This is a genomic window from Thermus sp., assembly GCF_039793865.1.
Taxonomy (GTDB): domain Bacteria; phylum Deinococcota; class Deinococci; order Deinococcales; family Thermaceae; genus Thermus.
The window spans coordinates 1-24680 of the sequence record NZ_JBAMMI010000059.1 but is presented as its reverse complement, the minus strand read 5'-3'; the positions used below and the strand labels follow the sequence as shown (position 1 = coordinate 24680).

The 24680-nt window shown below is 68.7% G+C and carries 23 protein-coding genes; 9 read left to right on the top strand and 14 right to left on the bottom strand.

Features of this window, described 5'->3' with window-relative positions; translation table 11 throughout:
• Position 1: 1 nt before the first annotated feature.
• From ABJK26_RS05650 to gcvPB, 7 genes are all read left to right on the top strand, one after another.
• The gene (locus tag ABJK26_RS05650) at positions 2 to 1732 is read left to right on the top strand and encodes an NAD-dependent malic enzyme (RefSeq protein WP_347241298.1); all 1731 of its coding nucleotides are present in this window, start codon (positions 2 to 4) and stop codon (positions 1730 to 1732) included.
• A 4-nt stretch (positions 1733 to 1736) separates the two neighbouring features.
• The gene (locus ABJK26_RS05645) at positions 1737 to 2618 is read left to right on the top strand and encodes a DNA double-strand break repair nuclease NurA (protein ID WP_347241297.1); all 882 of its coding nucleotides are present in this window, start codon (positions 1737 to 1739) and stop codon (positions 2616 to 2618) included.
• Positions 2615 to 4345: an ATP-binding protein gene (locus ABJK26_RS05640; protein WP_347241295.1), complete on the top strand. Its 1731-nt coding sequence runs from the start codon at positions 2615 to 2617 to the stop codon at positions 4343 to 4345. Before ABJK26_RS05645 ends, ABJK26_RS05640 begins: the two co-directional genes overlap by 4 nt.
• Positions 4346 to 4357: 12 nt before the next feature.
• Positions 4358 to 5407, top strand: coding sequence for a glycine cleavage system aminomethyltransferase GcvT (gcvT, locus tag ABJK26_RS05635; RefSeq protein WP_347241294.1), 1050 nt, complete (start codon positions 4358 to 4360; stop codon positions 5405 to 5407).
• Between the two features lie 18 nt (positions 5408 to 5425).
• Positions 5426 to 5812 (top strand): glycine cleavage system protein GcvH, encoded by a 387-nt coding sequence (gcvH, locus tag ABJK26_RS05630; RefSeq protein ID WP_347241293.1) that lies wholly within the window; start codon positions 5426 to 5428, stop codon positions 5810 to 5812.
• 78 nt (positions 5813 to 5890) lie between these two features.
• Positions 5891 to 7207, top strand: a complete 1317-nt coding sequence (gcvPA, locus tag ABJK26_RS05625; RefSeq protein ID WP_347241292.1) for an aminomethyl-transferring glycine dehydrogenase subunit GcvPA — start codon at positions 5891 to 5893, stop codon at positions 7205 to 7207.
• Positions 7204 to 8628: an aminomethyl-transferring glycine dehydrogenase subunit GcvPB gene (gene gcvPB / locus ABJK26_RS05620; RefSeq protein ID WP_347241290.1), complete on the top strand. Its 1425-nt coding sequence runs from the start codon at positions 7204 to 7206 to the stop codon at positions 8626 to 8628. Before gcvPA ends, gcvPB begins: the two co-directional genes overlap by 4 nt.
• A 40-nt stretch (positions 8629 to 8668) precedes the next feature.
• Here gcvPB and ABJK26_RS05615 read toward each other — a convergent pair whose 3' ends face one another.
• The 9 genes from ABJK26_RS05615 to ABJK26_RS05575 form a co-directional block, all read right to left on the bottom strand.
• Entirely contained in the window at positions 8669 to 9100 is a 432-nt protein-coding gene (locus tag ABJK26_RS05615; RefSeq protein ID WP_347241289.1) for a rhodanese-like domain-containing protein, read from the bottom strand.
• A 44-nt stretch (positions 9101 to 9144) separates the two neighbouring features.
• Entirely contained in the window at positions 9145 to 9906 is a 762-nt protein-coding gene (locus ABJK26_RS05610; RefSeq protein ID WP_347241288.1) for a hypothetical protein, read from the bottom strand.
• A complete protein-coding gene (locus tag ABJK26_RS05605; protein WP_347241287.1) occupies positions 9899 to 10486 on the bottom strand; it encodes a 4Fe-4S dicluster domain-containing protein in 588 nt (195 codons plus the stop codon). Before ABJK26_RS05605 ends, ABJK26_RS05610 begins: the two co-directional genes overlap by 8 nt.
• Positions 10486 to 12789: a molybdopterin-dependent oxidoreductase gene (locus ABJK26_RS05600; protein ID WP_347241286.1), complete on the bottom strand. Its 2304-nt coding sequence runs from the start codon at positions 12787 to 12789 to the stop codon at positions 10486 to 10488. Before ABJK26_RS05600 ends, ABJK26_RS05605 begins: the two co-directional genes overlap by 1 nt.
• Positions 12761 to 13288 carry a molecular chaperone TorD family protein gene (locus tag ABJK26_RS05595; protein WP_347241284.1) on the bottom strand — a complete coding sequence of 176 codons (528 nt, stop codon included), beginning with the start codon at positions 13286 to 13288 and terminating at the stop codon, positions 12761 to 12763. The genes ABJK26_RS05600 and ABJK26_RS05595 overlap by 29 nt, the downstream gene beginning before the upstream one ends.
• A gap of 97 nt (positions 13289 to 13385) precedes the next feature.
• Complete coding sequence (locus tag ABJK26_RS05590) at positions 13386 to 13982, bottom strand: response regulator transcription factor (protein ID WP_347241283.1); 597 nt, start codon at positions 13980 to 13982, stop codon at positions 13386 to 13388.
• A gap of 37 nt (positions 13983 to 14019) precedes the next feature.
• The gene (locus ABJK26_RS05585; RefSeq protein ID WP_347241282.1) at positions 14020 to 14988 is read right to left on the bottom strand and encodes a sensor histidine kinase; all 969 of its coding nucleotides are present in this window, start codon (positions 14986 to 14988) and stop codon (positions 14020 to 14022) included.
• 40 nt (positions 14989 to 15028) lie between these two features.
• On the bottom strand, positions 15029 to 15913 hold the full coding sequence (gene ribF, locus ABJK26_RS05580; protein WP_347241281.1) for a riboflavin biosynthesis protein RibF: 885 nt from the start codon (positions 15911 to 15913) through the stop codon (positions 15029 to 15031).
• Entirely contained in the window at positions 15891 to 16379 is a 489-nt protein-coding gene (locus ABJK26_RS05575; RefSeq protein ID WP_347241279.1) for an NUDIX hydrolase, read from the bottom strand. The genes ribF and ABJK26_RS05575 overlap by 23 nt, the downstream gene beginning before the upstream one ends.
• Positions 16380 to 16415: 36 nt before the next feature.
• Here ABJK26_RS05575 and ABJK26_RS05570 point away from each other — a divergent pair, with 36 nt between their 5' ends.
• Positions 16416 to 16925: a 2'-5' RNA ligase family protein gene (locus tag ABJK26_RS05570; RefSeq protein ID WP_347241278.1), complete on the top strand. Its 510-nt coding sequence runs from the start codon at positions 16416 to 16418 to the stop codon at positions 16923 to 16925.
• Here ABJK26_RS05570 and rpoD read toward each other — a convergent pair.
• Positions 16906 to 18132, bottom strand: coding sequence for an RNA polymerase sigma factor RpoD (gene rpoD, locus ABJK26_RS05565; RefSeq protein WP_347241310.1), 1227 nt, complete (start codon positions 18130 to 18132; stop codon positions 16906 to 16908). The two genes, ABJK26_RS05570 and rpoD, sit on opposite strands and share 20 nt — an antisense overlap.
• An 89-nt stretch (positions 18133 to 18221) precedes the next feature.
• Positions 18222 to 19349 carry a methyltransferase gene (locus ABJK26_RS05560; protein ID WP_347241277.1) on the bottom strand — a complete coding sequence of 376 codons (1128 nt, stop codon included), beginning with the start codon at positions 19347 to 19349 and terminating at the stop codon, positions 18222 to 18224.
• Between the two features lie 88 nt (positions 19350 to 19437).
• On the opposite strand from ABJK26_RS05560, the gene ABJK26_RS05555 reads away from it, so the two are divergent.
• Positions 19438 to 20655, top strand: a complete 1218-nt coding sequence (locus ABJK26_RS05555; protein WP_347241275.1) for an aspartate kinase — start codon at positions 19438 to 19440, stop codon at positions 20653 to 20655.
• A 206-nt stretch (positions 20656 to 20861) separates the two neighbouring features.
• On the opposite strand, the gene ABJK26_RS05550 is transcribed toward ABJK26_RS05555, so the two are convergent.
• From ABJK26_RS05550 to ABJK26_RS05540, 3 genes are all read right to left on the bottom strand, one after another.
• Positions 20862 to 21845 (bottom strand): malate dehydrogenase, encoded by a 984-nt coding sequence (locus tag ABJK26_RS05550; protein ID WP_347241274.1) that lies wholly within the window; start codon positions 21843 to 21845, stop codon positions 20862 to 20864.
• A 170-nt stretch (positions 21846 to 22015) separates the two neighbouring features.
• Entirely contained in the window at positions 22016 to 23746 is a 1731-nt protein-coding gene (gene dnaG / locus ABJK26_RS05545; protein WP_347241273.1) for a DNA primase, read from the bottom strand.
• Entirely contained in the window at positions 23725 to 24666 is a 942-nt protein-coding gene (locus ABJK26_RS05540; RefSeq protein ID WP_347241308.1) for a hypothetical protein, read from the bottom strand. The genes dnaG and ABJK26_RS05540 overlap by 22 nt, the downstream gene beginning before the upstream one ends.
• Between the last annotated feature and the right edge of the window lie 14 nt (positions 24667 to 24680).

Here is a 24680-nt window from a genome sequence, read left to right as displayed (position 1 = left end):
CATGCCGGTTAGCCGCTACTACGACGTCAAGCGGGATGGGCGGGGCGAGCGCTACCTGGAGCCCTATGTTTCGGGCTTTCTCCTCCTCAGGCTTCCCCTCCTCAACAAGGGCACGGCCTTCACCGAGGAGGAAAGGCGGGCCCTGGGCTTAGAGGGGCTCCTTCCCCCCCACGTGAACACCCTGGAGGAGCAGAAGGAAAGGGTCTACCGCCGCTACCGCCTCATCCAAAGCCCTCTGGAAAAGCACATCTACCTGCGCCACCTCCAGGACCGGAACGAGGTCCTCTTCTACGCCCTCTTGGTGGACCACCTGGAGGAGATGCTCCCCATCCTCTACACCCCCACGGTGGGGGAGGCGGTGCGGGAGTTCTCCCACATCTACCGCTACCCCCGGGGCTTCACCGCCAGCACGAGGAACATTGACCGCGTGGAGGAGGCCCTGCAAAACGTCCCCTTGGAGGAGGTGCGCCTCATCGTGGCCACGGACTCCTCGGCCATCCTGGGCATCGGGGACCAGGGCTACGGGGGCATGGCCATCAGCATCGGCAAGCTCACCCTCTACACCGCCGTGGGCGGGGTGGGCCCCGACAAGACCCTGCCCGTGGAGCTGGACGTGGGCACCGACCGGGAGGACCTCCTAAGGGACCCCCTCTACCTCGGGGTGCGGCACAAGCGCCTTAAGGGGGAGGCCTACTTCCGCTTCCTGGACCGCTTTGTGGAGGCGGTGCGAAGGCGCTACCCCAAGGCCCTCATCCAGTGGGAGGACTTTTCCAAGGAGGCGGCCTTCCAGGTCCTGGAGCGCTACCGCAAGGTGGTCCCCTCCTTCAACGACGACATCCAGGGCACGGGGGCGGTGGCCCTCTCCGGGATCCTCTCCGCCTGCCGCCTAAAAGGGGAGAGGCTTTCCGAGCAGGTGGTGGTGGTCTACGGGGCGGGGGCCGGGGGGATCGGGGTGGCCTGGGCCCTGGTGGAGGGGATGAAGCGGGAGGGCCTAAGCGAGGAGGAGGCCAAGGCCAGGGTGCTGGTGCTGGACTCCAAGGGCCTCTTGGTGGAGGGCCGACCCATGGAGGACTACAAAAAGCCCTACGCCCAGAAGCCCGGGCGCCTAGAGGGCTGGCGCTTCGCCGGGGGGGTCCCGAACCTCCTGGAGACCATCGCGAACGCCCGGGCCACGGTGCTCCTTGGCCTTTCCGGCCAGGCGGGGAGCTTCAACGAGCCCGTGGCGCGGGCCATGCTGGAGAACACCCCCCGCCCGGTGATCTTCCCCCTCTCCAACCCCACCTCGGCCTCGGAGGCCCTCCCCGACGACCTCGTCTACTGGACGGAAGGGAAGGTCCTGGTGGCCGCGGGAAGCCCTTTTCCCCCGGTGGGCTTCAAGGGGGGGACCATCCCCGTCGGCCAGGGAAACAACGCCTTCATCTTTCCCGGGCTTGGCCTCGGGGCGGTCCTCGCCCGGGCCCGGGAGGTGACGGACGGGATGGTCCTCGAGGCCGCCTACGCCCTCTATGACTACACCGCCCGGCACTTTCCCGACCTCCTCTACCCCCCCGTGGCCCGCCTGCGGGAGGTCTCCCCCTACGTGGCCGCCCGGGTCATGCAAAAGGCCTTGGAGGAGGGGGTGGCGGAGGAGAAAAGGGTCCAGGGGCTCTCCCTGGAGGGCCTCCTGGACTTCTTGAGAAGCCGCTTCTGGGAGCCCCGGTACCTGCCCTACCGCCCCGCCCCGGTAATCTAGGGGCATGGCCTGGCGCCTCGTGAGCCTCGAGCCCGCCCGGTTCCAGGAGGGGCCTCCCCTAGACCCGGAGCCCGAGGCCTTCCACCCCCTGGAGGAGCCCTGGGAGGCCAAGCGGGGAGGCGAGGCCCCCTGGCCCGAGCCCCTTTACTTCGTGGACGGGAAGGAGCGGGCCGAGGCCCTCCTTTCCCAGGGACCCCGCCTGGCCCTCCTGGGGTGCGTGGCCGCGGGGGCGGTGGCCCTGAAGGGGGGGAGGGTGGAGCTTTTGGGCCTCAGGGTGCGCCGGGTGGGGGTGGGGCTGGAGGAGGCCCTTGGGGCGGGGGAGCTCCTCTACGAGCCTGCCCCCTCCTTGGGCCAGGGGCTTGAGGGGCTGTTGGCGGGGCTTCGCGCCGCCCGGGAGGCCCTGGAGCAGGAGGTGGCCTTGGGGCTTCGGGGAGGGCTTCTCGTGGTGGACGGCCCCGTGCGCCTCCTCCGGGAGGGCCCCCTCATGGGCTACATCAAGACCCACTGGGCCCGCTACCTGCCCAAGGAGCGGGAGGCCCTCCTCGAGGCCCTGGCCCCCGGGGAGCGCACCCCCGCCTTCCGCGTCCACCGGAAGGGCCTGGAGCTTGCGAGCTGGTACCTGCGCCTTCCCCTGCCCCCAGAGGGGCTTCACCCCCCCTTGGCGGGGCTTTTGCGGGTGGAGGCGCCCCTTTCTGGCCCCTTCCTGGAGCTCGCCGACCTCTCCTTGGGGCTCTTCCCCAGCCTGGCCTCCCACCCGGTCAAGGACCCCAGGGCCCCGCAGAACCTCCTGCCCGTGGGGAGGCTGGAGCGGGAGCTCGCCCGCAGGATGGGGAGGCCCGAGGTGGTGGGCCGCCTTCTTTCCAGGCATTTAGGAGGTGGGAGGTGAAGCGCATCGGCGTGGTCTTGGGAAGCCGGGAGGCCACCCCCTTGGAGTTCTGGGTGGGGGTGGAGGGGGAGGGGCTTTTGCGCCTGGACGACCTGGTGCTGGTGGAGGGCTTCCACCCCCAGGTGGGCCGGGTGCGCTACTTCGGCATGGTGGACCACGTGGCCAAGGTCCACGAGGGGGAAAGCTACGATACCGACACCTTCCTGGCGGTGGAGGGGAAGATCCCCGTGAGCCTGGCCTACGTGGCCCACGTGAGCGTGACCCGCATCCTCCCCGAGGAGTTCTTCCCCCCGGACCCGGGCTCCCCTGTCTACCTCGCCGAGGGCGAGGCTTTGGAGCTCGCCCTCTACTACGAGGCCATGCGGAACCAGCGGGGAAGCACCAAGCTCCCCGCCGGGCTTTTAAAGAACGGGGAGGTGGCCTACCTCAACCTGGAGTTCCTGAACGGGGTGAAGGGGGGGCACGTGAACATCTCCGGCATCAGCGGGGTGGCGGCCAAGACCAGCTACGCCACCTTCCTCCTCAAAAGCCTCCTGGAAAGCGGGGTCCTGGAGGACGCCCACCAGGCCCGGGTCCTCCTCTTCAACGTCAAGGGGGAGGACCTCTTCTTCCTGGACAAGCCCAACGCCCGCCTCACCGAGGAGGCCAGGCGGGCCTACCAGCGGCTCGGCCTCCCCGCGACCCCCTTCGGGAGCGTGGCCTTCCTCGCCCCTCCCAAGAAGGAGGGGTACGTGCCCGACCTGGACTCCCGCCTGGAGGGGGTCAGGGCCTACCACTGGGACCTGGTCCAGTTCTGCCAAAGGGGCCTCCTCCCTTTCCTCTTCGCCGACCGGGGCCTCATGACCAACCTGGGCTTTTTGGTCCAGCACCTCACGGAGAAGCTCCGGCACCTCGCCGAGGGGCAGAAGGGCCCCTACCTCCAGGTGGGGGACTGGCCCCGGGAGGACCTTCCCGAGGAGGTGAGCTTTGACGCCCTGGGGAAGGTGCGCTTAAGGAGCTTTTCCGACCTGGTGCGCTACCTGGAGTACAAGCTCCTCGGCCCCGAGACCGGGGAAGGGGAGGGGGATAAGGCCTGGACCGCCCGCCAGGCCAAGGGGACCCTCGAGGCCTTCGTGCGGCGCCTACGGGCGAGCGTGGAGAACGTGGCCCACCTGGTCCGGGGGGACCGGCCGGGGAACCCCCCGGACCCCCTTTCGGGGGAGGCCCAGGTTCACGTGGTGGACCTGGCCAAGCTCTCCCCCCAGGCCCAGATGTTCGTGGTGGGAAGCCTCCTCAAGGACCTCTTTGAGAGGAAGGAGCGGGGGCGGTACCGGGGAAGGGTCTTCGTCGTCTTGGACGAGCTCAACAAGTACGCCCCCCGGGAGGAAGAGAGCCCCATCAAGGACGTCCTCCTGGACATCGCCGAGAGGGGCCGCTCCCTGGGGGTCATCCTCATCGGGGCCCAGCAGACGGCGAGCGAGGTGGAGCGCCGGGTGGTGGGAAACGCCGCCATCCGGGCGGTGGGCCGCCTGGACGCCGCCGAGGCCGAGCGCCCCGAGTACCGCTACCTCCCCGCCTCCTTCCGCCAAAGGGCCCTCATCCTCCCGCAAGGGGCGGTGATCCTCCACCAGCCCGAGATTCCCGTGCCCCTCCTCGTCCACTTCCCCTTCCCCGCCTGGGCCACCAAGCGGGAGGAGGTCCTGGAGGACAACTCCGCCGAGGCCTTGAGGCGGGAGCTTTTCGGGTAGGATAGCCTTGCCATGAGGAAGACCCCGCTTTACCAGGCCCACCTAAACCTCGGCGCCCGGATGGTGGACTTCGCCGGGTACCTCCTCCCCCTCCAGTACACCTCCATCCTCGAGGAGCACCTTTCCGTGCGGCGGGGGGCGGGCCTCTTTGACGTGAGCCACATGGGGGAGTTTCTGGTCCGGGGAGAGGACGCCCTCGCCTTCCTCCAGTGGGCCACGGCGAACGACGCGGCCAGGCTCAAGGTGGGAAGGGCCCAGTACTCCATGCTCCCGAACGCACGGGGCGGGGTGGTGGACGACATCTACCTCTACCGCCTGGGGGAGGAGGAGTACCTCATGGTGGTGAACGCCGCCAACATCGCCAAGGACCTCGCCCACCTCCAGGGCCTGGCCAAGGGGTTCAGGGTGGAGCTTCTGGACCTCTCCGAAAAGACCGCCCTCCTCGCCCTCCAGGGCCCGAAGGCGGCCTCCCTCCTCCAGGGGCTTACCGATCTGGACCTTTCCCAGAAGCGAAAGAACGACGTCTTCCCCGCCCGGGTAGCGGGGCGGCCCGCCCGCCTCGCCCGCACCGGGTACACGGGGGAAGACGGGTTTGAGCTCTTCCTGGCCCCGGAGGACGCCGAGCCCGTCTTCCTAGCCCTCCTCGAGGCCGGGGCCACCCCTTGCGGCCTCGGGGCCCGGGACACCTTAAGGCTGGAGGCGGGCTTCCCCCTCTACGGCCACGAGCTCACCGAAGAGACCAACCTCCTCTGCACCCCCTGGAGCTGGGTGGTGAAGCGGGAGAAGGACTTCCTGGGCAAGGAGGCCATGCTGGGCCAGGCCTGCCAGGAGAGGCTCGTGGGCCTGGTGCTGGAGGCCGGGGTTCCCCGGGAGGGGTACCGGGTGCTTTCCGAAGGCCGCCCCGTGGGCCGGGTGACGAGCGGGGGGTACTCGCCCCTTCTGGAAAAGGGCATCGCCCTGGCCTACGTGGAGGAGGGGGCGGAGGGGTCTTTCGCGGTGGAGGTCCGGGGCCGGGCCGTCCCCGCCCTCCTTAGCCCTCTCCCCTTTGTGCCGCTAAAATAGCGGGGGTTAGGAGGCGCTATGGACATCCCGAAGGACCGCTTTTACACCAAGACCCACGAGTGGGCCCTGCCCGAAGGCGACACGGTGCTGGTGGGCATCACCGACTACGCCCAAGACGCCTTGGGCGACGTGGTCTACGTGGAGCTACCCGAGGTGGGCCGGGCGGTGGAGCAGGGCGAGGCGGTGGCCGTGGTGGAGAGCGTGAAGACCGCCTCCGACATCTACGCTCCCGTGGCCGGGGAGGTGGTGGAGGTGAACCCCGCCCTGGAGAAGAACCCCGAGCTCATCAACCAGGACCCCTACGGGGAGGGCTGGATCTTCCGCCTCAAGCCCCGGAACATGGCCGACCTGGACGGGCTTCTGGACGCAGGAGGCTACCAGGCGGCCCTCGAGGCCGAGGCGTGAGGCGGGCGCCCCTTAGGGTAGAGGAGCTCCTGTAGTCCCGGGGCAAATGGCCCTGGGGTTTTGCCTAAGGATAGAGCCATGGACTACACGCCCCACACGGAGGAGGAGATCCGGGAGATGCTGAGGCGGGTGGGGGCGGAATCCCTGGAGGACCTCTTCGCCCACCTGCCCGAGGAGGTCCTGAACCCCCCCATAGACCTTCCCGAGCCCCTCCCGGAGTGGAAGGTCCTGGAGGAGCTTAGGCGCCTCGCCGCCCAAAACCTCCCCGCCCACAAGGCCTTTCTGGGGGGTGGGATAAGGAGCCACCACGTGCCCCCCGTGGTCCAGGCCCTGGCCGCACGGAGCGAGTTCCTCACCGCCTACACCCCCTACCAGCCCGAGGTGAGCCAGGGGGTTCTGCAGGCCACCTTTGAGTACCAGACCATGATCGCCGAGCTCACGGGCCTGGAGATCGCCAACGCCTCCATGTACGACGGCTCCACCGCCCTCGCCGAGGGGGTGCTCCTCGCCCTCCGGGAGACGGGGCGGATGGGGGTTTGGGTCTCCCAGGGGGTCCACCCCGAGTACCGCGCGGTGCTTCGGGCCTACCTCGAGGCCGTGGGGGCCACCCTCAAGACCCTTCCCCTGGAAGGGGGGAGGACCCCCGTGCCCGAGGTGGGGGAGGAGGTGGGGGCGGTGGTGGTCCAGAACCCCAACTTCCTGGGCGCCCTGGAGGACCTAAGGCCCTTCGCCGAGGCCGCCCACGCTGCGGGGGCCCTCCTCGTGGCCGTGGCCGACCCCCTCTCCTTGGCCCTCCTCAAGCCCCCGGGGGCCTATGGCGCGGACGTCGCCGTGGGGGACGGGCAGGTCCTTGGCCTCCCCATGGGCTTCGGTGGCCCCCACTTCGGCTTTCTCGCCACCAAAAAGGCCTTCGTGCGCCAGCTTCCGGGGAGGCTCGTCTCCGAGACCGTGGACGTGGAGGGGAGGCGGGGCTATATCCTCACCCTCCAGGCCCGGGAGCAGTACATAAGGCGGGCCAAGGCCAAGAGCAACATCACCACCAACGCCCAGCTCACCGCCCTCATGGGGGCCATGTACCTGGCGGCCTTGGGCCCCGAGGGGCTTAGGGAGGTGGCCCTGAAGAGCGTGGAAATGGCCCACAAGCTCCACGCCCTCCTCCTGGAGGTCCCGGGGGTCAGGCCCTTCACCCCCAAGCCCTTCTTCAGCGAGTTCGCCCTGGCCCTTCCCAAGGACCCGGAGGCGGTTCGGGAAGCCCTCGCGGAGCGGGGCTTCCACGGGGCCACCCCGGTGCCCGAGGAGTACGGAGAAAGCCTCGCCCTCTTCGCCGCCACCGAGCTCCACGAGGAGGAGGACCTCTTGGCCTTCCGTGAAGCCCTTAAGGAGGTGCTGGCGTGAGCTACCCCCTGATCTTTGAGCGGAGCCGCAAGGGCCGCCGCGGCCTCAAGCTCGCCAAGGGCGTGCCGCGGGCCGAGGACTACATCCCAAAGGCCTTCCTCCGGGAGGCCCCGCCCCGCCTCCCCGAGGTGGACGAGCTCACCTTGGTGCGCCACTACACCGGGCTTTCCCGCCGCCAGGTGGGGGTGGACACCACCTTCTACCCCTTGGGCTCCTGCACCATGAAGTACAACCCCAAGCTCCACGAGGAGGCGGCAAGGCTTTTTGCCGACCTCCACCCCTACCAGGACCCAAAGACGGCCCAGGGGGCCTTAAGGCTCATGTGGGAGCTCGGGGAGTACCTGAAGGCCCTCACGGGCATGGACGCCATCACCCTGGAGCCCGCCGCCGGGGCCCACGGGGAGCTCACGGGGATCCTCGTCATCCGCGCCTACCACGAGGACCGGGGGGAGGGGAGGACCAGGCGGGTGGTCCTGGTCCCGGATTCGGCCCACGGCTCCAACCCCGCCACCGCCAGCATGGCGGGCTACCAGGTGCGGGAGATCCCTTCAGGCCCCGACGGAGAGGTGGACCTCGAGGCCCTGAAGCGCGAGCTCGGCCCCCACGTGGCCGCCCTCATGCTCACGAACCCCAACACCCTGGGCCTCTTTGAGAGGCGCATCCTGGAGATCGCCAGCCTCTGCAAGGAGGCCGGGGTCCAGCTCTACTACGACGGGGCCAACCTGAACGCCGTCATGGGCTGGGCCAGGCCCGGGGACATGGGCTTTGACGTGGTCCACTTGAACCTCCACAAGACCTTCACCGTGCCCCACGGCGGGGGCGGCCCCGGCTCGGGCCCCGTGGGGGTGAAGGCCCACCTCGCCCCCTACCTCCCCGTGCCCCTGGTGGCCAAGGGGGAGGGGAGCTTCTACCTGGACTTTGACCTCCCCAAGAGCATCGGGAGGGTGCGGAGCTTCCACGGGAACTTCCTGGCCCTGGTCCGGGCCTGGGCCTACATCCGCACCCTGGGGCTAGAGGGCCTCAAGAAGGCCGCGGCCCTCGCCGTGCTCAACGCCCGCTACCTGAAGGAGCTCCTCAAGGAGAGGGGCTACCGGGTCCCCTACGACGGGCCCACCATGCACGAGTTCGTGGCCCAGCCCCCCCCGGGCTTCCGCGCTTTGGACCTCGCCAAGGGGCTTTTGGAGCTCGGCTTCCACCCGCCCACGGTCTACTTCCCCTTGATCGTCAAGGAGGCCCTCATGGTAGAGCCCACGGAGACCGAGAGCAAGGAGACCCTCGAGGCCTTCGCCGAGGCCATGGGGGAGCTTTTAGGGAAGCCCCGGGAGTGGCTGGAGGGCGCCCCCTACTCCACCCCGGTCCGCCGCCTGGACGAGCTTCGGGCCAACAAGACCCCGAAGCTCACCTACTTTGACGAGGGTTAAATCGGGGGCGGGGACGAGCCCCGCCTCCCGGGCTTTCAGCCTACTTTTCCACGGGCAGGTTCGCCCCGGTCCAGGCCTTGAAGCCGCCCAGGATGTTCTTCACGTTGTAGCCCTGGCCCCTTAGGAAGACCAGGCCCATGGCCCCCCGGTGCCCGGTGCCGCAGTAGATGATGATGGGCTTGCCCTTAGGGATCTCGCCGATCCTCTTGGGCAACTCCCGGATGGGGATGTTCACCGCCCCGGGGATGCGGCCGTCCTTGAACTCGCCGGGCTCCCGGACGTCCAGGATGAAGACGTCCAGGGTGTCCATCATCTGCTTGGCCGCCGCGGGCTGGATGCCGTAAAAGTCGGCGGGGAGGCTGGTCAGGAAGCTGCCCACCTCCCGCACCGTCAGGGCGGAGAAAGTGGTGGTGGTCGCCTGCGCCAGAACCGGAATCGCCGCCAAAAGCCCCAGCCAAGCCAGCTTCTTCATGCCTTTCATGACGCACCTCCTTATTCCCTAGGGGCTTTAAGCCCCTAAAGGCCGAGCCCTTGCCACTGGCCCACCAGAACCCAGAGGGCCCTCAGGCCAGCCGCCGCCACAAGCCCCGCCCAGGGGGCGAGGCGCTCCTTACCGAAAGCCCCGAGTCCTAAGAGAATCAAGAGGAAGAAGGGTAGGCCCGCCTCCTCCAGGAAGTGCCCCCGGGCTTCCTGGGACAGGGTTAGGGGGTACAGGAGGGCCAAGAAGAGGGCCGCCCCCATGGCCATTCTCAAGGGGGCCCTGGCCCACGGGCTTCCCAGGAGGGCGGCCAGGGCTAGGGCCAGGCCCAAAGCGGTGAAGGGGAAGACCCCGGCCAAGAGGGCGTTCCACAGGGGGCGGTTCAGGTTCACCACCAAGGCCATTCCCGGGTAGCCCAGGACCACCAGGCCGAAGAGGAGGAGGCCCCAGGCGAGGGGCTTCCTTGGACCTTTGCCCAGGTAGAGGAGGCCTCCCGTGAGAAGGGCCAGGGCAAGTCCCCAGGAGCCCCACCAGATGGGGCTTTGGGGGTGGAAGGAGAGGAAGAGCCAAATGTGGGTGAAGCGGAAGCGGGCGGGGGACTCCGCCCAAAGCACCAAGAGGTCCAAGGCGATGAGGAGGAGGGCAAGGAGGGTGTAGCGCCGGGCTTCCCCGTGGCCTTTCAGGTGGAGAAGGGCCGCCAGGAAGGCCATCCCTCCCGCTAGGCCCACCAGGACGAAGTGCAAGGCGTTGGTCCAGTGCCAGAACTCCCCGGCGTTGGGCAGGCCGTAGAACTCAGTCATGGCGCACCTCGCTTTCCCGGGTGAGCCCCTTTTTGGAAGGGGCGTTGAGGTAGAAGAGCTTGGGCCTTGTGCCCAGCTCCGGCCGCAAAACGTCCACCCGCCCGGCCTCTTTGAGGGCCTTGACCACCGGGCTTTCCGGATCGTCCAGGTCGCCGAAGGCCCGGCAGCGGGTGGGGCAGGTCTCCACGCAGGCGGGGAGCCTCCCCTGTTCCAGGCGGTGGGCGCAGAAGGTGCACTTGTCCACGTAGCCCCTGGGGTGCAGGTAGCGGGCCTCGTAGGGGCAGGCGGCCACGCAGGCCCCGCAGGCGATGCACTTCCTGGGGTCCACCAGCACCAGGCCCTCTGGGGTCTGGTAGCTGGCCCCGGTGGGGCACACGGGCACACAAGGAGGGTTGGCGCAGTGGAGGCACTGCTCGGGCCGGAACTCCACCGTGAGGTCGGGAAAGACCCCCAGCTCCCGCTCCCGGATCCATAGGCGGAAGACCCCAGGGGGGACCTCGTTTTCCATCTTGCAGGCCACGGCGCAGGCGGCGCAGCCCACGCAGAGGCTGAGGTCTATGGTCATGGCGTACCGGGCCATCACATCCTCCTTTCCTCCAGGGGGCGGCGGGCCAGGGCCAGGGAGGCGAGGGAGGGAAGCCGGGGTTTTTCCGCCTTCTCCAGCCGGACGAAGTTCACCCTCAGGCCCGCCCCGCCGGAGATGGGGTCCAGCTTGTACCGGGTCTGGAGGTAGTTGTCCGAGGCCCCCCGGCCGTGGGCCACCTTCATCAGAGGGGCCTTGTGGCCGAAGCCGTGGACCAGGTAGACGCAGTCCCTGCGGATGCGCTCCGTGGCCTTGACCCGCACCGGGCCTTCCCGGACCCTGTCTTGGTTCACCAGGTAAACGTAATCCCTGTTCTTGAGGCCGAGCTTCCGGGCTTCCTCGGTATGGATCCAAACCTCGTTCTCGGGGTCCATCTCCATGAGGACCCAGTTGTTCTGGGTGCGGGCGAAGCTGTGCACGGGGCTGCGGCCGTAGAGGAGGCGGTAGAAGCCCTCGGGGGGAGGCTCTGGGGGAGCATAAACCGGCAAGGGGTGGTGCCCGGCTTCCTTAAAGGCCCGGCAATAGAGCTCTATCTTCCCCGAAGGGGTACCGAAGGGCAGGCGGCCTTCCTTTTCCCAGTCCGCAAGCCAGGGTTTCCCCTTCTGCACCAGGGTGCCCATGCCCTTCATGGTCTCCAGGTCAAGCCCGATGCTTTGCAGGCGGGTGTCCAGGTACTCCTCAATGGTCTTCCAAGGGAAGTACTGCTCTAGGCCGAGCCTAAGGCCCAGCTCCCGGGCGATCCACCAGCCGGGCTTGGTGTCAAAGAGGGGCTCGTGGGCAGGCACGCGAAGCTCTATAAAGGGGGTCTTGTGGGCCACGGCCACCAGGTCGTCGTAGCGCTCCAGGTAGGTGGCCTCGGGCAGGATCACGTCCGCCCACATCACGTGTTCCTGGGGCAGGACATCGATGGCCACGTAGAGGTCCAGCTTCTTCAGGGCCTCCTTGGTGCGGGGGACGTTGGGGATGGCGTGGAAGAGGTTGATGCCGTAGGCGAGGAGCCCCTTGATGGGGTAGGGCTCCCCGGTGAGCATGGGCTCAATGAGTTCCTGGATGGCCGTGGTCCTGGCGAAGAACTTGCCCTTGTCGGCGCGGGGGCGGAAGCCTTCCGGTTCGTGGTCGCCCCCCGTGGGGCCTGAGCATCCCCCGGCGGCGGGCTCCAGGGGGAGGGGCGGGGTGGGGTACTTCTCCAGGTAGGGGCTTTGGGCGATGTAAAAGCCCCCAGGCCGCCCGTAGTTTCCCAGGAGGACGTTCACGTAGTAGAGGGCCATCATGCGGTAGGTGTCGTCCCCGTACCAGACGGTGTGCCGCCCCGGGGGGAGGACCGCCTGGGGCTTGTGGGCGGCCATCTCGCGGGCCACCTCCCGGATCACTCTTGCGGGGATCTCGGTTTCCCTTTCGGCCCACTCCGGGGTGAAGTCCCGCACGTGGGCCTTGAGCTCCTCAAAGCCCGTGGTGTACTTCTCCACGTACTCCCGGTCGTACAGGTCCTCGTAGATGAGGACGTGGATCCACGCCAGGAGCAGGGCGGTGTCCGTGCCGGGCTTGATGGGAAGCCAGCGGTGGGCCTTGGCGGCGGCGGTGGAGAAGCGGGGGTCCACCACCACGAGCCTAGCTCCCCGCCTCAGGGCCAGGGCGAAGTCCTGGAGCTGGGTGTTGTGGGTGTCCTCGCCGATGTGGTGGCCGATGAGGACGATGTAGCGGGCGTTTTCCCAGTCCACGGGCTCGTGCCCGCCGATGGGCCGACCGAAGACCCACTGGGAGGCCACCTCCCGGGGGGCGGTGCAGATGGCCACCGAGGGCTTGGCGGCGTTGGGGCTCCCCCAAGCGGCGGGAAGGAAGTCCACGAACCAGTAATCCCCGGTCCCGTGGCCGAAGAAGGCGATGGCTTCCGGTCCGTACTTTTCCCGGATCTCCAGCATCTTCTTCGCCACGTAGTCCAGGGCCTCCTCCCAGGTGGCCACCCGGTACTTCCCCTCGCCCCTTGGGCTGCCCTCCAACCGGATGAGGGGCCGCTTCAAGCGGTCGGGGTCGTAGGTGGTCTGGGGCATGCCCTGGCCCCGGGGGCAGAGCCTCCCCCGGCTTTTGGGGTTGGCCTCGTAGCCCTCCACCTTGTAGACCCGGTTCCCCACGGCGTGGGCGATGATGCCGCAGCGCCAGAAGCAGCCCTCGCAGATCTGGTACACGCTCCGGACCTCCTTCGTGTACCAGGGTGCGGGTAGCGCCTTGGCGGGGCCGCTTCCCTTTAGGGCCAAGGCTCCAACCCCGAGGGCGCTAAGCTTCAGAAACTCCCGCCTTCTCATGGATGACCTCCGCCAGTAGGTTCACCGCCCCGGCGTAGAAGCCGGTGGGATCGTGAGCCTTCACCGCCTCGCCGAAGCGCTGGAGCCAGGGGTGGAGGAACTCTCGGGCAAGCCGTTCCACCAGGTCGGGGCGTTTTGGGGCAAGAAGGGCCATGGCCTCCCCCAGGGCGGCCAGGTGGTCGGGGAGGTCGCGCCAGGACTCCCGCACCTCGAGGCCCCCCTCCCGGTAAAGCTCCAAAAGCCGGTGGTAGGAGGGTCCCAAAAGCTCCCCGTCCCGGGCGTAGCCGGCGTAGGGCGGGGCGGGCACCCCTTGGGGGTTGGTGACGAAAAGGGCGGTGTAGGCCGCTTGGAGCTCGGCAAAGGAGGGGCGGGGAAGGGCCACCGGGCTACCCTTCAGCTCGGAAAGGGCCTCTTCCAGGGTCCCCCCTTGGAGCTCCCGCCAGAGGGCTTCCCCCGGGGGGGCGAAGAGGCTTGCCGTGACCCAGCCTAGGAGTTCCATGCCGCACCTCCTGGTCCCAGGCTAGGGCTTGCCCCTTTCTTCACAAGACGGAAGGGCTTCCCCCCCGTTGTCGGCCGCCTTCTTAAGGCAAATGTCCCTAGGCCAGGCCGTGCTCCCGGGCCCAGCGCACCAGCTCGGGGGTGTCCATGAGGCCCAGCTTGTTGAGGGCGCGGGCCTTGTAGGTGGAGGCGGTCTTGACGGAAAGCCCAAGCCTCTCCGCCGCCTGGGAGAGGGTGTAGCCCTGGGCCAGGAGGGCCACCACGGCCCTTTCCCGCCTAGAGAGGACCTCGGGGCCCGGGATGGCCTGCCCTTCCAAGAGGGCCTCGGTGAGGCTCGGGTGGAGGTAGCGGAGCCCCTTGCCGAGGCGGTCCAGGGCCTCCAGGAGCTCCTGGTCCAGGGCGTGCTTGGGGAGGTATCCTTTGGCCCCCAGTTGGAAGGCCCGGGCCACGTAAGCGGGCTCGTCGTGCATGGAGACCACCAGGACCGGGGCCCGCCTGGCCAGGTGGGGGAGGGCCTCGAGGCCCCCCATGCCCGGCAGGTTCAGGTCCAAGAGGACGAGGTCCGCCTCCCAAGGGGCGTCTAGGGCTTCCTCTGCCCGGGCGAACTCCCCCACCACCTGGTGCCCCTCCTCCTCCAGGAGGAGCCTAAGCCCCTTGCGCACCAGGTGGTGGTCTTCCACCAGGAGGACCCTCATGCCCCGTTTCCCTCCTCGGCCCTCGTGTGCTTGGGCCTCACAGGGGTACCCCAAACTCCACCCGGGTCCCCTCCCCGGGGGCGGAATGGAGATGGAGGCTTCCCCCCAGGCCCTGGACCCGCTCGTGCATGCCCAAAAGACCCACCGAGGGCGGGGTCTTCTCCGGGTCAAAGCCCACCCCGTCATCCTCCACCAGGCCAAAAAGGCGGTCTCCCTTGGTCCAGAGGGCCACCCGCACCCTTTGGGCCCGGGCGTGGCGCATCGCGTTGGTGAGGGCTTCCTGCACCACGCGGAAGAGGGCCACCTCCTTTTCCTTGGGAAGAGGGGGCACCTCCAGGTGGGCCTCCACCTTCAGACCGCTTTTCCGGTATTCCTCCAGGTAGCGCTGGAGGGCCTCCTGAAGGCCCAAGTCGTCCAAAAGGGGAAGCCTTAGCTCCCGGGAAAGGCGCCGCACCTCTTCCAGGGCCTCGGCCACCCGTTCCCGGGCCTCGGCGAGCCTCGCTGGGTGCCGCTCAGCCACCTTTAGGGTGAGGAGGGCGGCGGTGAGGAGGCTTCCCACCCCGTCGTGGAGCTCCCGGCCCACCCGGCGGCGTTCCTCTTCCTGGGCCCGGAGGAGCCTTGTCGCCTGGCCCAGGCCCGACCGCTTGAGGGCCAGAAGAAGGAGGGCGCCTAGGGCCTCGGGGGGCCTCATTCCCGCCTCGAGGCTCAAGACCAAGACGACCAAGGGCTTTCCCCCCGGGGGGGCCACGGGGAGGGCGAGCAAGGTGTCCTTCTCCACGGGGCCCCCCGTGGTGGCCGCCGCCTCGGCCAGGTGCCTCGAGCAGTCCACCAGGGGGCAGGCGGCGCGGCAGGCCTGCAACTGGAAGAGGCGGAGGTCCTCCCCCACCCAGTAGGCCTCCCCGCAGCGGATGATCCCCTTCTCCTCCAGCAAGCGGAGGGTCTTCCGCACCATCTCCTCCCGGGTCCCGGCTTCCGCCAAAGCCCAGGCCAGCTCAGTGCAGTCCATCTCCTCCAGGCTATCCTCCTAGGCCATGGGAAAAGTGTCCCTATAGCCCGAAGTAGGCCCGGGCGGCTTCCACGTCCCGGGCGATCTGCGCCTTTAGGGCCTCGAGGGAGGGAAAGCGCCTCTCCTCCCGGAGGCGCTTGAGAAAGCGCACCCGCACCTCCTCCCCGTAAAGCTCCCCGGCGAAGCCAAGGAGGTGCACCTCCAAGCGCCTTTCCTCTCCCCCCAGGGTGGGGCGGGTGCCCACGTTGGCCACCCCTTTGTAGCGCCCGAAGGCCCCTTCCGCCTCCACGGCGAAGACCCCGGGGGGAAGGACCTTCAGGGGGTGGACCGCCAGGTTGGCCGTGGGGAAGCCGAGCCGCCTTCCCATCCGGTCCCCCTCCACCACCACCCCGTAGGCCCCGTAGGGGCGGCCCAGGAGGTGGCGGGCCTCCTCCACCCTCCCCTCCTTGAGGAGGGCGCGGACGCGGCTACTCTTCACCGCCTCCCCCCCGAGGCTCAAGAGGGGGACGACCTGGGTGGGGGCCACCCTCTCCAGGGCCTCCGGGCCCCCCGCCCGTCCCCGGCCGAAGCGGAAGTCCTCCCCCACGTAGATCCGGCTCGCCTGAAGGGCCCTCAGGTCCTCCAGGAAGGCCTGGGGGGGTCTCTTGGCGAAGTCCTCGTTGAAGGGCACGGCCAGGATGAGCTCCACGCCCACTTCCCTCAGGGCTTCCACCTTCTCCTGGAGGTCCATGAGGAACCCCTCCCCCCGGGTGAAGACCTTGGTGGGGGGGTCAAAGGTGTAGACGAGGAGGGGCTCCTTCAGGGCTTTGGCCTCGGCGAGGGCCTGGCGCAGGAGGTACCGGTGGCCGAGGTGCACCCCGTCAAAGGAGCCCACGGCCACCACCTTGGGGCCCTTGGGGACGTCAGCGACCTCGGAGAAAAGCATGGTAGTAGAGCACCCCCACGAGCCCCGTGGCCGAGAACTCCACCTCGCCCCTCTGGTGCCTCTGTAGGGCTTCCTCCGGGCGCATCCAGACCACCTCTATGGCCTCGTCTTCGTCGGGGGTGGCCCTGGCCTCCCTCAGGTTCTCCGCCAAGAAGACGTGGGTCTTCTCGTCGGTGAAGCCGGGGGAGACGTAGAAGCTGAAAAGGTAGGTGAGGTCCCCGCTAAGCCCCGCCTCCTCGGCGAGCTCCCGCCTCGCCGCCTCCAAGGGGTCCTCCCCGGGCTCCATGAGCCCCGCCGGGATCTCCAGGGGGGCGAGGCCCACCGCCGGGCGCATCTGGCGCACGAAGAGCATTCTCCCTTCCTTCAGGGCGATCACCGCCACGGCGGGCCTGTGCTCCACGATCTCGTAGCGGCCTTCCAGGGCCAGGTTGAGGATCCGGCCCCGGTAGAGGTAGGTGCGTTCCACGCTCCTATGCTACAGGGCCCGGAGTATACTGCCCCCGTGTACGGGGTTCTGGTCTGGCCGCCGGAGGACCTCCGGGCATTCCTGGAGAACTTGCAGGTGGCCCACGGGGTCCGGGGCTTCGGCCCACCCCACCTGAACCTGCGCCAGCCCTTTGACTGGCCCTACGAGGAGGAGGCCCTCAGGATCGCCCTACAGGGCATCCTGAGGGGCCACCTGCCTTTTCGGGTCCGCCTCGGCGGGTGGGGAAACTTCCCCCAGGGGGTGGTGTACCTCAGGGCCTACGGGGGAAGCCCCTTCCGGAGGCTCTACCACGCCCTCGAGCCCCTGGCCCCGCCCCTCAAGGAGATAGAGGGCCCAAGCTACCTCCCCCACCTCACCCTGGCCTTAGGCCTCTCCGAGGCGGAGGCCAAGGCCTTGGCGGAGCGCCTCCCCCCCCCGCCCCGCCGCTCCTTCTTGGTGAAGGAGGCGGCCCTGGTGCGGGACGAGGGGGAGGCGCTTTTGGAGGTGGCCCGCTTTCTCCTGGGGGCTAGTCCAGGAAGTCCCTGAGCTTCCGCGTGCGGGACTCGTGGTACTTGAGTTTGCGGAGGGCCTTGTTCTCAATCTGGCGGATCCGCTCCCGGGTCACGCCAAAGTAGGCTCCTACCTCTTCCAAGGTGTGCTCCCGCCCGTCAATGAGCCCCTTCCTTAGCTTGAGCACCATGGCCTCCCGCTCGGAGAGCTTGGAGAGGGCTTTTTCCAGCTCCTCGGCCAGGAGGTTTTGGGCGGCGGCCTCCACGGGGGAGGGGAGGTTCTCGTCGGGGATGAAGTCCCCGTAGAAGCTGTCCTTCTCGTCCCCGATGGGGGTTTCCAGGGAAACGGGCTCCTGGGCGATCTTAAAGGTCTCCTCCACCCGCTTGGCGTCCCAGCCTGGTCCCATGGCCTCGGCGATCTCCTCGTAGGTGGGCTCCCGGCCGAGCTCCTGCTGGAGCTGGCGGGAGGTGCGGGAGAGCTTGTTGATGGTCTCCACCATGTGCACCGGGATGCGGATGGTGCGGGCCTGGTCGGCGATGGCCCGGTTGATGGCCTGCCGGATCCACCAGGTGGCGTAGGTGGAGAACTTGAAGCGCCGCTTGTACTCAAACTTTTCCACCGCCCGGATGAGGCCCTGGTTGCCTTCCTGGATAAGGTCTAGGAAAGAGAGGCCCCGGCCCGTGTACTTTTTGGCGATGGAGACCACCAGGCGGAGGTTGGCCTCAATGAGGTGCTGTCTGGCCGCCTCCCCCTCCCGGGCGATGTGCAGGTAGCGCTTGAGCTCCTTGGGGAGGCTTTTCAGCTTCTGGTCCACCTCCTCTATGGTCTTGGGGTCAAGCTTCTCCTTGAGGCCGGGGATCTGCTGGATGCGGGCCGCGCCCAGGATCTTGGCCCGCACCACCTCCCGGATGAGGTCGGGATCAAGCCCCGTGGCCTCGGAGAGCTTTTTGATGGCCTCCATGCCCTCCTCCACCTTTCTCGCCAGCTCAATCTCCTCCTCCAGGGTAAGGAGGGGCACCTGGCCGATCTCGTGGAGGTACTGGCGGACGGGGTCGGAGGTGGACACCTTGGGGAGGGCCAGCTCCTCCTCTTCCTCAAAGAGCTCCTCTCCCTCGCCCGCGAGCAGATCGTCCGCTTCCAGGTCTAGGGGCTCCTCCAGGACCAGATCCCCTTCGGCCTCCAAGAGCTCGGGGTCGGGCTCGGGGAGGTCGGTGAGGTCCGCCTCCGCGAGGCCTCTTTCCAAGAAGGGGTCCGGTGCCTCGGTAGGGGAGGCGGAAAGCTCCGCCACGGGTTCCTGGGCCTTGGCCTGCGTCTTGTTCTTCTTCTTGGCCTTCAAGGCTTTCCTCCCTCCTTCGCCGCGAAAAGCACCTTGTACTCCCTCACCAAGAGGGTCTTGAAGCCGCCGAAGCGCGCCTCCAAAAGGGGCTCGTACTTGAGAAAGGGGTTAGCCACCAGAAAAAACCCACCGCCCGGCCTTAACCGGGCCGCCGCCGCTTCCACGAAGGCCTGGGCCACTTCCAGGATGACCACGCCCCCCACGTGAAAGGGGGGGTTCGTCACTATGATGTCAAAATCTTCCTCTTCCGTCAAGGCCTCGTCCACGTCGGAGTGGAGGACCCGGGCCCGGAGGCCGTTGGCCCCCAGGCTTTCCTCCAGGGAGCGCACCGAGACCCAGTCGTCCTCCACCGCCGTGACCTCCCCGCCCAGGCGGGCGAGGGGCAGGGTGAGGGCCCCATAGCCCGCCCCCAGGTCCAGGACGCTCCTTCCCCTAAGGTCCCCGACCTCCCCCTTCAGGGCCTCGAGGAGGAGAAGGGAAGCCGGGTCCACCTTCCCCGCCGAGAAGACCCCGGGGAGGTGGCGGAAGGTGAAGGCCTGTCCCAGGAGGTGGGCCTGGAAGGCCTGCCAGAGGGGGGGGAGGGGCGGGGCCTCCCTCTCCTTCTCCAAGAGGGCCACCCGGTAGGGGCCTTCCCGCCTTACCACCACGCCGTAGCCGAGAAGCCTTCGCGCCTCCTTGAAGTAGCGCTCAAACCCCTTGTTCTTGTCCCCCGCCAGGTAGGCCCGGCCCCCCATCCTGAGGGCGCGGGCCGCGGCCACCAGGCTCGCCTCCACGTAGCGGCTTCCCCGCCCCGCGGGGAGGGCCAGGACCACGAGGTCGTAGGCGCCTTCCTCGGCCTCCCAGGGAAGGGCGAGGCGGGCCTTTAAGCCGCTCGCCGTGAGGCATCGGAAGGCGGCCCGGGAGGTCTCCAGGCGCTCCACCGCCATCTTTCCCTCCAGGGGAAGGCTTCCCCAGCCCACCCCGGGGTTGAGGTCCAGGGCCTTTTGGCCGTAGGGCTCCACGGTCTTCTGGAGGAGGTCGTAGACGGGGTCCCGGAAGCCCCGGGCCCCCGGCTTCACGTAGAGCACCCCCCCGGGCCGGGGCAGGGGGGTGAGGCGGTGGTACTCGGCGAGGGTCAGGCCCACGTCCTTTCAGGATACGGGGCTTCAGCCTGGGGGGCAAATGTGCTAACATTCCCTTTCAAACCGCCCTTGGGCGGGGAAGGAGGGAAGCGTGGCCCTGGTGGTTCAAAAGTACGGCGGCACCTCGGTGAGGGACCTGGAAAGGATCCACAAGGTGGCCCAGCGCATCGCCCACTACCGGGAGAAGGGGCACAGGCTCGCGGTGGTGGTCTCGGCCATGGGCCACACCACCGACGAGCTCATCGCCCTGGCCAAGCGGGTGAACCCAAGACCCCCTTTCCGCGAGCTGGACCTCCTCACCACCACGGGGGAGCAGGTCTCCGTGGCCCTCCTCTCCATGCAGCTTTGGGCCATGGGGATCCCGGCCAGGGGCTTCGTCCAGCACCAGATCGGCATCACCACCGACGGGCGCTACGGGGACGCCCGGATCCTCGAGGTGGACCCCCGGCGCATCCAGGAGGCCCTGGACCAGGGCTTCGTGGCGGTGGTCGCGGGCTTCATGGGGACCACCCGGGAGGGGGAGATCACCACCTTGGGCCGAGGAGGGTCGGACACCACCGCCGTGGCCATCGCCGCCGCCCTTGGGGCCAAGGAGTGCGAGATCTACACGGACACCGAGGGGGTCTACACCACCGACCCCCACCTCATCCCCGAGGCGAGGAAGCTAGAGGTCATCGGCTACGACCAGATGCTGGAGATGGCCGCCCTAGGGGCCAGGGTCCTCCACCCCCGGGCGGTCTACTACGCCAAGCGCTACGGGGTGGTCCTCCACGTGCGTTCCAGCTTCTCCTACAACCCCGGTACCCTGGTGAAGGAGGTGGCTATGGAAATGGGCAAGACGGTGACGGGGGCGGCCCTGGACCTGGACCACGCCCAGATCGGGCTCATCGGCATCCCGGACCAGCCGGGCATCGCGGCCAAGGTCTTCCAGGCCCTGGCCGAAAGGGGCATCGCCGTGGACATGATCATCCAGGGGGTGCCGGGGCACGACCCCTCGAGGCAGCAGATGGCCTTCACGGTGAAGAAGGACTTCGCCCAGGAGGCCCTGGAGGCCCTAGAGCCCGTCCTCTCCGAGATCGGGGGCGAGGCCCTCCTGAGGCCCGACATCGCCAAGGTCTCCATCGTGGGCGTGGGCCTGGCCTCGGCCCCGGAGATCCCCGCCAAGATGTTCCAGGCGGTGGCCTCCACCGGGGCCAACATAGAGATGATCGCCACCAGCGAGGTGCGCATCTCCGTGATCATCCCGGCCCAGCACGCCGAGGCGGCCCTGAGGGCGGTGCACCGGGCCTTTGAGCTGGACCGGGCCTGAGGGAGCGCCTGCACACGCCGAGGAGAAGGCGGCCTGGGTGGTCTACCCCTGGGCCCCGGAGGCCTGGCCCAGGGGCTGAGCCGGGTCGGCATGAGAGCCCCCGCCGCGGAAGAGGCAGGGGCTTGGAAAGGGCCGCTTGTACGCCTGCTGGCCCCAGGAAGCCTTTTCGGGGTCCCCATGCTGGCGCAAGCCAGCATGGGGTGGGATCAGATGAGGCCCAGGGCCTTCACCTGCTCCATCTCGTCCAAAAGCTCCTGGGCCGTGATCTCCATGCGCTTGCGGGCGAAGGCGTTGATCTCTAGACCCTCCACGACCCGGTACGCCCCGTCCTTGGCCGTGACCGGGAAGGAGTAGACGATCCCCTCGGGGATCCCGTACTCCCCTTGGGAGGGGACGGCCATGGAGACCCAGTCCCCCTCCGGGGTGCCCAGGGCCCAGTCGCGGATGTGCTCTATGGCGGCGTTGGCGGCGCTGGCGGCGCTAGAAGCCCCCCTCGCCTGGATGATGGCCGCACCCCGCTGGGCCACGGTGGGGATGAAGTCCTTCTCGTACCACTCCATGTCCACCAGTTCCAGGGCGGGCTTCCCGTCCACCAGGGCGTGGAAGAGGTCGGGGAACATGGTGGAGGAGTGGTTGCCCCAGACGGCGATCTTGCGGATGCGGTCCACGGGGACCCCGGTCTTCTTGGCGAGCTGGGCCTTGGCCCGGTTGTGGTCCAGGCGGGTCATGGCGGTGAAGTTCCGGGCGTTGAGGCCCGGGGCGTTCTTGTAGGCGATGAGGGCGTTGGTGTTGGCGGGGTTGCCCACCACCAGGACCTTCACCTCCCGCTTGGCCACCTCGGCCAGGGCCCGGCCCTGCTCGGTGAAGATCCGGCCGTTCATCTCCAAGAGGTCCCGCCTTTCCATGCCCGCCTTCCGGGGGGCGGCCCCCACCAAGAGGGCGTAATCGGCCTCCTTGAAGGCCACCTTGGGGTCGTCCGTGGCCTCTATCCCGCGGAGGAGGGGGAAGGCGCAGTCCTCCAGCTCCATGATGACCCCCTCCAGGGCTCTCATGGCCTGGGGTATTTCCAGGAGCTGGAGGATTACGGGCTGGTCCTTGCCCAACATCTCTCCCGCGGCGATGCGGAAGAGGAGGCTGTAGCCGATCTGGCCTGCGGCGCCGGTCACCGCCACGCGAACGGGGCTTTTCATCCTCTACCTCCCTTGGGCCTAGGCCCAGGGGCATTTTACTTCCCGCTGGCCCCGGGAATCCCCTTATACCACCCCAGGCTGGCGCAAGCCAGCATGGGGGCCCCGGGAAAGAAGCCCCACAGAGGCCTTGGCTTAGGCGAAGGATTCACGCCAGAAGGGTTTTGGGGGCATTAGAGGCCCCGGTAGATGCGCCTTTCCGCCTCTATGGCCTGGTCCAGCTCCTGGATCTCCCGCAGAAGCTCCAGGCTGGGGCTCTGCTGCAGAAGCTCCTTCAGCTTGGCCCGCCTCTCCAGGTAGTAGGCCTCCCGCAGGCGGGCCAAGGCCTTTTCCATCACCTCGGGGAGGCGGGCCTCCTCCACCTCGGGGGCCATCATGAGCCGCTCAAAGAGGATGCCCCCGGCCTCCTTGCGGCTCAGGACCTGGCGCAGGTAGTCCTTGCGGGGCTCCTTCTTGGCGAGCTCCAGGAACTCGGCGAGGAGGGAGCCTTCCGGGGGCCAGACGTGGTCGGCCACGTAGAGCACCCAGTGCGAAAGGCGCTCCTGGGGAAGGGAGAGGAGGAGGGCGATGACGTCCAGCTCCAGGAGGAGGGCGCGGTTTTTGGGTTCGGCCTTTGGGGGTGGGGGCGGCGGGGGCTTGCCCCGGCGGCGGCTTTGCAGGTACTCGTTGAGCTCCTTGGGGGAGAGGCCCAGGCGCTCCACCACCAGGGCCTTGAGCCTTTCCGCCACGGGGTCAAAGGGCTCGAGGGAGAGCATCCTGGGGGTGAGGGTCCCCAGGGCCTTCCGCTTGTGCTCGGGCCGGGAGAGGTCTAGGCCCTTCACCGCCTCCTGGAAGCGGAACTCCACCTCGGGGAGGGCTTCCTCCAGGGCCTTTTGGAAGAGGGCGGGGCCCTCGGGGTGGAGGAGGAGCTCCCCGGGGTCCTTGGCGGGGAGGCGCACGGCGTAGAAGAGGAACTGCCGGGCCATCTCCAGGTCCAGGCTCTGCAGGGTGGCCTTCTGCCCGGCCTCGTCGGCGTCAAAGGCCAGGTAGACCTCCCGCACCTCCTGGGCCTTCAGGAGCCGGGCCTGCTCCTCGGAAAGCCCCGAGCCCAAAACGGCCACGGTCTCGGCGAAGCCCATCTGGTGGAGGGCGATGGCGTCAAAAAGCCCCTCCACCACGATGGCCCGTCCCTCCCGGAGCTTGGCCTTGGCCTCCGGGTAGGCGAAGAGCACCTCCCGCTTGCGGAAGAGGGGGGTTTCCGGGGAGTTCAGGTACTTGGGCCCCTCCTCCCCCAGGGCCCTTCCCGTGAAGGCCACGATGCGCCCCAGGTGGTCCTTGATGGGAAAGGTGATGCGGTGGCGGAAGCGGTCAAAGAAGCGCCCGTCCCGCTCCGCCAGCACCCCCGCCTTTAGGCCCTCCTCCGGGCTCACCCCGTGGCGGGCGAGGTGGGCGAGGAGGCCATCCGCCTTGGGGGGGGCGTAGCCCAGGCCGAAGCGGGCGAGGCTTTCCGGGGTGAGGCCCCGGGCCCTCAGGTAGGCCCGGGCCTCCTCGGAGGCCTCGAGGCCCTCCCGGAAGTAGGCCTGGGCCAGCTTGAGGACCTCGAGGAGCTCCCTGCGCTTTTCCGGGCCTCCCCGCTTTGGGAGCTCCACCCCGGCCTCCTCCGCCAGGCGCTCCAGGGCGGCCTGGAAGTCCAGGCCCTCTATCTTCTCCACGAAGGCGATGAGGTCCCCCCCGGCCTTGCAGCCGAAGCAGTGGAAGAGGCCCTTCTCCTCGTCCACGTAGAAGGAGGGGGTCTTCTCCTGGTGGAAGGGGCAAAGCCCCTTCCAGCGCCCGCGCCCCGCCGGTTTGAGGGCCACATAGCGCGAGACCACCTCCTTGAGGGAAAGGCGGCGCTTTATGGCCTCTATAGCCCCTTCCCGGTCCACGGCACCCCCCGCCTACGCCAGAGCTGGCGAACCCACCTTCCCAGGATACCGTACCCCTTGAGGTCCTCCCACCCCCCCTCGCCCAAGAGGGCCCGCTGCCAGCCCCGGGTGAGGGGCACCGAGGGGGTGAAGCTCAGGAGGTGGTCCACCCGCTCTCCCGACTCCAGGAGGAGCTGGGCCCGGAGGAGCCGGGCCACCTCCAGGTGCACCAGGAACCCGGTGCGGTGGGTCCGGTAGAGGAGGTGCTGGGAGAGGACCCGGGCCTTCTTGGGGTTTTGGGGCCAGTGGTAGAGGGCCAAGGAGGTGAGGGCCAGGTGGTGCACGTAGGGGTTGGAGAGCCTTCTCGCCTCCCGGAGGGCTTCCTTGAGGAAGGGCTTGGGGTTTTCTCCCCTGAGCCAGCGGTGGTGGGCCAGGGCGAGGGTGGTGGGCTCGGTGAGCACCTCCCCCGGGCCGGCCATGCCGGAGAGGCGCTGGGCCAGGACCACGGCGGGCCCGAGGACGGTGGGCTCTCCCGCCTGCCCGTTCCCCAAGGGCGCCCAGAGGACGGGGCCGCTCGCCACCCCCGCCCGGGCGGGAAGGGGGGAGCGGGCCACCATGTCCACGGCCGCCCGTAGGGCCCGGAGGGGCTCCTGGCCCCAAGCCCGCGGGACCCCGAAGAGCACCAGGATCCCGTCCCCCAGGAAGCGGTGGACGAAGCCCCCGTGGGCCCGGGCCACCCGGGCCGCCTCCTCCAGGGCGCCCTGGAGGACGTGGTAGGCGGTGGAAAGCCCCTCCAGGAAGCGGCCGCTGGAGCCCACCAGGTCAAAGAAGACCACGCTTACGAAGCGGCGCTCCTCGGGAAGCAGGGCTCCCAGGGCCCGGCCGCAGGCCAGGCAGAAGCGGGCCTCGGGGGGGTTCTTCTGGCCGCAGGCGCACCGCATCTCAGGCCACCCGG

What these genes read in the sequence shown, in the direction of transcription:
- ABJK26_RS05650 (WP_347241298.1), top strand. Translation starts at nt 2, where the DNA reads ATGCCGGTTAGCCGCTACTACGACGTCAAGCGGGATGGGCGGGGCGAG.
- ABJK26_RS05645 (WP_347241297.1), top strand. Translation starts at nt 1,737, where the DNA reads ATGGCCTGGCGCCTCGTGAGCCTCGAGCCCGCCCGGTTCCAGGAGGGG.
- gcvT (WP_347241294.1), top strand. Translation starts at nt 4,358, where the DNA reads ATGAGGAAGACCCCGCTTTACCAGGCCCACCTAAACCTCGGCGCCCGG.
- gcvH (WP_347241293.1), top strand. Translation starts at nt 5,426, where the DNA reads ATGGACATCCCGAAGGACCGCTTTTACACCAAGACCCACGAGTGGGCC.
- gcvPA (WP_347241292.1), top strand. Translation starts at nt 5,891, where the DNA reads ATGGACTACACGCCCCACACGGAGGAGGAGATCCGGGAGATGCTGAGG.
- ABJK26_RS05615 (WP_347241289.1), bottom strand. Translation starts at nt 9,100, where the DNA reads ATGAAGAAGCTGGCTTGGCTGGGGCTTTTGGCGGCGATTCCGGTTCTG.
- ABJK26_RS05610 (WP_347241288.1), bottom strand. Translation starts at nt 9,906, where the DNA reads ATGACTGAGTTCTACGGCCTGCCCAACGCCGGGGAGTTCTGGCACTGG.
- ABJK26_RS05605 (WP_347241287.1), bottom strand. Translation starts at nt 10,486, where the DNA reads ATGGCCCGGTACGCCATGACCATAGACCTCAGCCTCTGCGTGGGCTGC.
- ABJK26_RS05600 (WP_347241286.1), bottom strand. Translation starts at nt 12,789, where the DNA reads ATGAGAAGGCGGGAGTTTCTGAAGCTTAGCGCCCTCGGGGTTGGAGCC.
- ABJK26_RS05595 (WP_347241284.1), bottom strand. Translation starts at nt 13,288, where the DNA reads ATGGAACTCCTAGGCTGGGTCACGGCAAGCCTCTTCGCCCCCCCGGGG.
- ABJK26_RS05590 (WP_347241283.1), bottom strand. Translation starts at nt 13,982, where the DNA reads ATGAGGGTCCTCCTGGTGGAAGACCACCACCTGGTGCGCAAGGGGCTT.
- ABJK26_RS05585 (WP_347241282.1), bottom strand. Translation starts at nt 14,988, where the DNA reads ATGGACTGCACTGAGCTGGCCTGGGCTTTGGCGGAAGCCGGGACCCGG.
- ribF (WP_347241281.1), bottom strand. Translation starts at nt 15,913, where the DNA reads ATGCTTTTCTCCGAGGTCGCTGACGTCCCCAAGGGCCCCAAGGTGGTG.
- ABJK26_RS05550 (WP_347241274.1), bottom strand. Translation starts at nt 21,845, where the DNA reads ATGAAAAGCCCCGTTCGCGTGGCGGTGACCGGCGCCGCAGGCCAGATC.
- ABJK26_RS05540 (WP_347241308.1), bottom strand. Translation starts at nt 24,666, where the DNA reads ATGCGGTGCGCCTGCGGCCAGAAGAACCCCCCCGAGGCCCGCTTCTGC.